General features: G+C 71.3%; 3 protein-coding genes and 1 pseudogene. 2 read left to right on the top strand and 2 right to left on the bottom strand.

Translation table 11 applies throughout. From position 1 onward, the window contains the following. Positions 1-61: 61 nt before the first annotated feature. Positions 62-490 (top strand): OsmC family protein, encoded by a 429-nt coding sequence (locus BJG92_RS13915; RefSeq protein WP_232084586.1) that lies wholly within the window; start codon positions 62-64, stop codon positions 488-490. 104 nt (positions 491-594) lie between these two features. On the opposite strand, the gene BJG92_RS13920 is transcribed toward BJG92_RS13915, so the two are convergent. Further along, positions 595-4,191 carry a S41 family peptidase gene (locus BJG92_RS13920; RefSeq protein ID WP_232084587.1) on the bottom strand — a complete coding sequence of 1,199 codons (3,597 nt, stop codon included), beginning with the start codon at positions 4,189-4,191 and terminating at the stop codon, positions 595-597. A gap of 74 nt (positions 4,192-4,265) precedes the next feature. On the opposite strand from BJG92_RS13920, the gene BJG92_RS13925 reads away from it, so the two are divergent. Further along, a complete protein-coding gene (locus BJG92_RS13925; protein ID WP_232084588.1) occupies positions 4,266-5,168 on the top strand; it encodes a TIGR01777 family oxidoreductase in 903 nt (300 codons plus the stop codon). Positions 5,169-5,193: 25 nt separating this feature from the next. Here the strand turns inward: BJG92_RS13925 and BJG92_RS13930 are convergent. Beyond that, positions 5,194-5,774 (bottom strand): annotated as a pseudogene (locus tag BJG92_RS13930) (serine/threonine protein kinase); the annotation flags it as partial.

Raw genomic sequence — 5,774 nt, forward strand, 5'->3', positions numbered from 1 at the left:
ACACGGCATGATCCGGCGGATCACCGGACCCGTGGGATAAGAACGACCTTGAGGAGTGGACATGGCAGCAACACGCACCGCACACACTGTATGGAACGGCGACCTGATGGCGGGCGCCGGCAACACGACCCTGGACAGCTCCGGACTCGGTAACTTCGATGTGACCTGGAAGGCGCGCGCCGAGGCCTCCGAGGGCAAAACGAGCCCCGAAGAGCTCATCGCCGCGGCGCACTCTGCCTGTTTCTCGATGGCCTTCAGCCTCGCCCTGGCCCAAGCGGGTCACGCCCCCGAGGAAATCAACACCAAGTCCGATGTCACATTCGTGCCAGGCACCGGCATCACGGACAGCCATCTGACCGTCAGCGCGCGGATCCCCGGAATCACGGAAGATGAATTCCAGCGGATCGCCGGGGAAGCCAAGGTCGGTTGCCCCGTCTCGGCCGCCCTCACCGGCATCAAGATCACGCTGGACGCCACCCTGGCCTCCTAGCCCCTGACGCGAGCCCCTGAGGCAAACCCCTCGAGCGCCAACCGCGAAGGCCCCCGTTCCCTGTTCAGGGACCGGGGGCCTTCGCCGGTTATAACTGCTTTCAGCTACTGCCCGTGCTGCTGGCGTGCCGGGAGCGGGGCCGGCCGGACCGTGCGGTAGCCTTCCCGCAGCGGCGGCCGGTCGGTGGGCAGTTCCTGGATCATTTCCTTCAGCGCGCCGATGCCGTATTCCAGCTGCGGGTCCGCGCCCGCGGCGTAGGCGTGCGGCGGGAACGTCACCTCAATGTCGGGGGTGACGCCGAAGTTCTCGACGCCCCAGCCCACTCCCCCGGAGAACCACGTGGCGTAGCGCGGCTGCGTGACCCCCGTGCCGTCGGCCAGGGCAAAGCGGTTGTCGATGCCGACGACCCCTCCCCACGTCCGCGTGCCGATGACGGGACCGATCCCCCGCAGTTTGGAGACCTGGGTGATGATGTCACCGTCGGAACCGGCGAATTCGTCCGTGAGGATAATCACCGGGCCGCGCGGTGCATGATGCGGGTAGGTCCGCGGTTTCTCTCCGCGCGGCATGCTCCAGCCGGTGACTTTGCGGCCGATGAGCTCGGCCACGAGTTGGGAGGTGTGGCCGCCGCGGTTGCGGCGGACGTCCACGATCAGCCCGTCCAGGGCCGTTTCGGTGTCGAGGTCACGGTGAAGCTGGGCCCAGCCGTTAGCCAACATGTCCGGGATGTGGAGGTATCCGAACGTTCCGTTGGAGGCTTCGCGGACGGTCCGGCGGTTGCCGGCTACCCAGTCCTGGTAGCGCAGGCGTTCCTCGTCCTTGACCGGAACCACGGCCACGCGGCGCTGGGCGCCAGCGGCCGGTCCGTGCCCGGCGCCGTTGCGCAGGGTGAGTTCGACGGCGCGGCCGGCCGCTCCGACCAGCTGCATCGCCGGGGTCAGCGCAGCGGTGAGTTCGACGCCGTCGATGGCCAGCAGCACGTCGCCGGGCTTGGCGTCGGCGCCGGGCCGGGTCAGCGGCGACGTGGCCAGCGGGTCAGACGATTCCCCGGCCAGGATGCGGGTAATCTCCCAGCCAGTGCCGGTGAACTCAAGGTCCGCGCCGAGGCGGCCCTGCGGGCTGCTGCCGTTCTCCGACACGGCCATCGGCCGCACGTAGGCGTGGGACGTGCCCAGCTCGCCATGCAGTTCCCACAGCAGGTCCACGAGGTCATCGTGGGACCCGAGCCGGTCCACCAGGGGCCGGTAGCGGGCGTGCACCGAGTCCCAGTCCTGGCCGGCCATGTCTTCGGTCCAGAAGAAGTCGCGCTGGAGCCGCCAGGCCTCGTCGAAGGCCTGGCCCCACACACTCAGCGGGTCCAACAGCACCCGGATGCGGCCCAGGTCCACCTTGACGAGCTCGCCGGAGTCCTCGTCCGCCTTGGCGCCGGCCGGCACGGCCCGGATCTGCTTGTCCTGGAGGAACACGACCTTTTCTCCGTCGCCAGAGAGGCGGTAGCTGTCCAGTGCCTCTACCAGCGTGGACGTGCGGCGCTTGGCGAGATCGTAGCGGACCAGGCTCGGCGCGGCACTCTTATCCTCGAGGCTGGCGCGGCCTTCGCCGGTGGTCCCGGTGAGTTCACTGTCCAGCCAGAGCAGCGCCCCGGCGACGGCGGTGAGGTGGGAGTAATTTCCCTGCGGCACGGGGACGCTGATCACGCGGTGGGCGAGGCCGTCGGCGTCGACCCGGACGGCTGGCACGTGGTCCGGCGCGCTGGGTTCGGCGCCGTCGTCAGTCACGGTGCCGGCGCCGTCCTGCAGGTCGACGGTAGGACCGAAGGGCGACGGCGTATCAGCGGCGAGGGCCACGAGGTAGGGCTTGATCGGGCTGGGGAAGGACAGGTCGAAGGAGTGCCCGTCATAGACCGGGTCGAAGCTGCGGTTGGAGAGGAACGCCAGGTACTTGCCGTCCGGGGTGAACGACGGCGATTCGTCGCGGAAGCGGCCGTCCGTGACGTCGATGATGGTGCGCGCCCCCTCCGCAGCGGCGCCGGCACCGTTGACTGCGGTGATCCGCAGCCGGCTGCGGGAGCCGAAGGAAGTCACCGGCTCTGACCAGCCCAGCCAGGCCGAGTCCGGCGACCAGCTGAAGCCGTCGATGCTGCCCTCGCCGATGCTGCCCACGAGCGACATGGTGCCGTTGCGGGCGTCGGCGAGGTAGACGTCGCCAAACGCGGTGCCAACGGCGAGCCAGTTGCCGTCCGGACTGGCCTCGATGGCGCTGGCCCGGGTGGCCTTGGGGAAGTCGATCCTGGTCAGCGGCGCGAAGGCCCCGCCGTCCTGCGCCGGCGTACTCCCCGCGGAGCGGCCGTCGGAGCGGCCGTCCGAAGCAGCGTCGTCCGAACCAGCGCCGTCCGAACCAGCGCCGTCCGAACCAGCGCCGTCGTGCCCGGGTGCGGCCGTGGGCACAGCTGCCGCGGTCACGGCGTCGGCACGGGTCAGCGAGGCGGCCGGGACCGGCCGGGGCAGCGGCGTTCCGGCCTCTGACTCGGCCGCGGGGGCGGAAGGTTGCGGCGCGGCGGCAGCCTGGTCTCCGCCCGTCAGGTCTCCGCCGGGGAGGTGTCCGCCGGGGACCGGTGCGGCGACGGACTTAAGGTAGAGCGCCTCGACGCCGTCGTGGTCGGCGACGTAGGCGATCCGGCCCTCGCCGAAGGGCCGCGGCAGCCGCGCCCGGACACCGGGCGTTGCTTCCAGGACGCGGGACGGGCCGTCTTTGTGCCGCAGCCAGTGGAGCGTGCCGTGGGCTTCGACGGCGCTGGATCCGCCGGTGCGGTCCGGGGCGACGTCGCCCAGGTGCCGGGAGGCCTTCAGCGGCGCGGCACGGCGGGCCTGGGAGGCGGAGCCGAGCGAGATCTCAAGCCGGATGGCCTCCGAGTCGAGGTCCGGCAGGAGCCAGAGCTCTCCGGCGGCTTCGAACACAACGCGGCGCCCGTCCGTGGCGGCGTGCCGGACGTAGAAGTCCTCGTGGTCTGTGTGTCGGCGCAGGTCCTTGCCGTCCGGCAGCACGGAGTACAGGTTGCCGTAGCCCTCGTGGTCCGAGAGGAACGCGATGCGGCCCCCCACCCACATCGGGTCGGTCAGGTTGCCGTCCAGTTCGGCAGCGAGGCGTTCGAACTCGCCGTTGCCGTCGCCGTCAATCCACAACTTGCCGGCGGTGCCGCCCCGGTAGCGCTTCCACCAGGCCGGCTCGCGCGAGAGCACGCTGGCCAGGACGACGGGCCGTTCGTCACCGAGGACGGGGCCGAAGGCCACGGACTCGACCGGCCCAAACGGGAGCTCCTTGGCCCAGCCGCCGTCCACGGGCAGGCTGTAGGCGTACGTGAGGCGGCTGTCGGACTGCCGGAACGCACTGGTCACCACAACATCCCCGGCGGGGGTGAACCCCTTGACCCGTGTGGAACTGTGGCCGAAGTAGCTCAGCTGGCGGTAGCCGCCGCCGTCGACATCCGCCGTGACGACTTCCGGCGCCGTCCCCTGCACGACCGTCCACACCAGCCGCTTGCCGTCGGGGGTGAACCGGGGATTGCGGGCGGGCAGCTGCAGGGAGGAGACACGCCAGGCGCGGCCTCCCCCGAGGGGCGCAATCCAGACGTCATTCTCGGCCACGAAAGTAACCAGATCGCCGTGCAGATGCGGAAAACGGAAGTAACTCGAAGAAGTCATCGTTTGATCATAGTCAACACCGCCCTTCGCCCCGGGGAGGTGTCCCGGCCGTGCCGGGCATGGTGAGATGGATCATGCGAATCATCATGGCAGGAGCCTCCGGGCTGATCGGAACCGCCCTTTCCAGCACCCTGCGCAGCGCGGGGCACGACGTCGGCACGCTCGTCCGGCGGTCGCCGGCCTCTTCCGCCGAGTTCCGGTGGGACCCTGCGAAGGGCCGCATCGACGACGCAGCCCTTCGGGGCGCCGACGCCGTCATCAACCTTTCCGGCGCCGGCATCGGCGACAGGCCCTGGACGAGTGCCCGGATCAGCGAACTCCGCGACTCCCGGCTGGGGGCGACGCGGACGCTGACGGCGGCTATGGGGCGGCTGGAGACGCCGCCGGCGGTCTTCCTGAGCCAGTCGGGCTCCGGGTACTACGGCAGCGCCGGCCCGCAGGTGCTGCGCGAGAACGCCCCCGCCGGCACCGGCGTCCTGGCCGGGATCTGCGCCGACTGGGAGGCAGCCGCGCACGAGGCCCCCGCCGGCGTCCGCGTGGTAACCCCGCGCACCGGCGTCGTCCTGAGCCGTTCCGGCGGAGCGCTGGGCCGCCTCATGCCCTTGCTCCGCCTGGGCGTCGGCGGCCCCTTGGGCAACGGGAGGCAGTACTGGCCCTGGGTCACTCTTCCGGACGTCGCGGGCGCCTTCGCCTTCCTGCTCGCGGCCCCGGTGTCCGGGCCAGTGAACCTTTGCGCCCCGGAAAGCGCTGACGTCAACTCGCTGATCGCCCAGCTGGCCGGGGCCCTGCACCGGCCGGCGGTACTGCGCGTCCCCGCACCGGTCCTGCGCCTGGTGATCGGCAAGCTCGCCGATGAGCTGCTGCTTGCCAGCCAGCGGATGGAGCCGGCTGTCCTGAGCGCAGCAGGCTTCGAATGGCAGCACCCGTCCCTGGCACAGGCCGCCGCCTGGGTGGCGGGGGCCACGGACCGGCACTGAGCCGGTCCAGGGGTCCTGCCTGTACTCAGCCGGCAGCAGTTCCCGGCAGAATCTCCTGGATCCGCCAGCGGCCCCCGACCGGCACCAGGACCAGCCGCAACCGCTGGTGAGCACCGGCGCCGGCGCCCGCCACGACCGTCCCGGCGCCATCCTGCTCCTGATAGGGGGTGGTTGCCGCACTGACTGCCACCACCGACCGGGACGGGCCGCCGTCCGGGGAGCTTTCCACCCGGGTCAGGACGGTCTGGAAACCCGCGAGCACATGGCCGGACTCTGTGAGCCGGGCCCTGATCCGGGCGTCCGCCTCCGCAGCGGGCGACGCCGGGACGGTGACCTGCTCCAGCAGCCTGAAGTCCCCCGAACTCAAGGCCAGGGACCGGAGCCGGGCCAGCCCGCGGACCGCCTCAGCCGGATCGGTGGACGCCAGCAGCGCCTGCAGGTCCACCGGCACCGTGACAGCGTCCGGTGCCGCTTCCGCGATCTGCCCGGCCGGCGGGCCCGACGTCGGACCCGGTCTGCTGCCCTCGGCTGCAAGGGACTCCAGCACGGGCAGGCGGCCGCCGGCCGCCAGCCCGTGCTGGAGTCCCTTGCAGCCGAGGGCAGCAG

Source organism: Arthrobacter sp. SO5 (assembly GCF_020532805.1).
Classification (GTDB): Bacteria; Actinomycetota; Actinomycetes; order Actinomycetales; family Micrococcaceae; genus Arthrobacter.

Coding starts and splice junctions, on each gene's coding strand:
- BJG92_RS13925 (WP_232084588.1), top strand. CDS start 4,266: ATGCGAATCATCATGGCAGGAGCCTCCGGGCTGATCGGAACCGCCCTT.
- BJG92_RS13920 (WP_232084587.1), bottom strand. CDS start 4,191: ATGACTTCTTCGAGTTACTTCCGTTTTCCGCATCTGCACGGCGATCTG.
- BJG92_RS13915 (WP_232084586.1), top strand. CDS start 62: ATGGCAGCAACACGCACCGCACACACTGTATGGAACGGCGACCTGATG.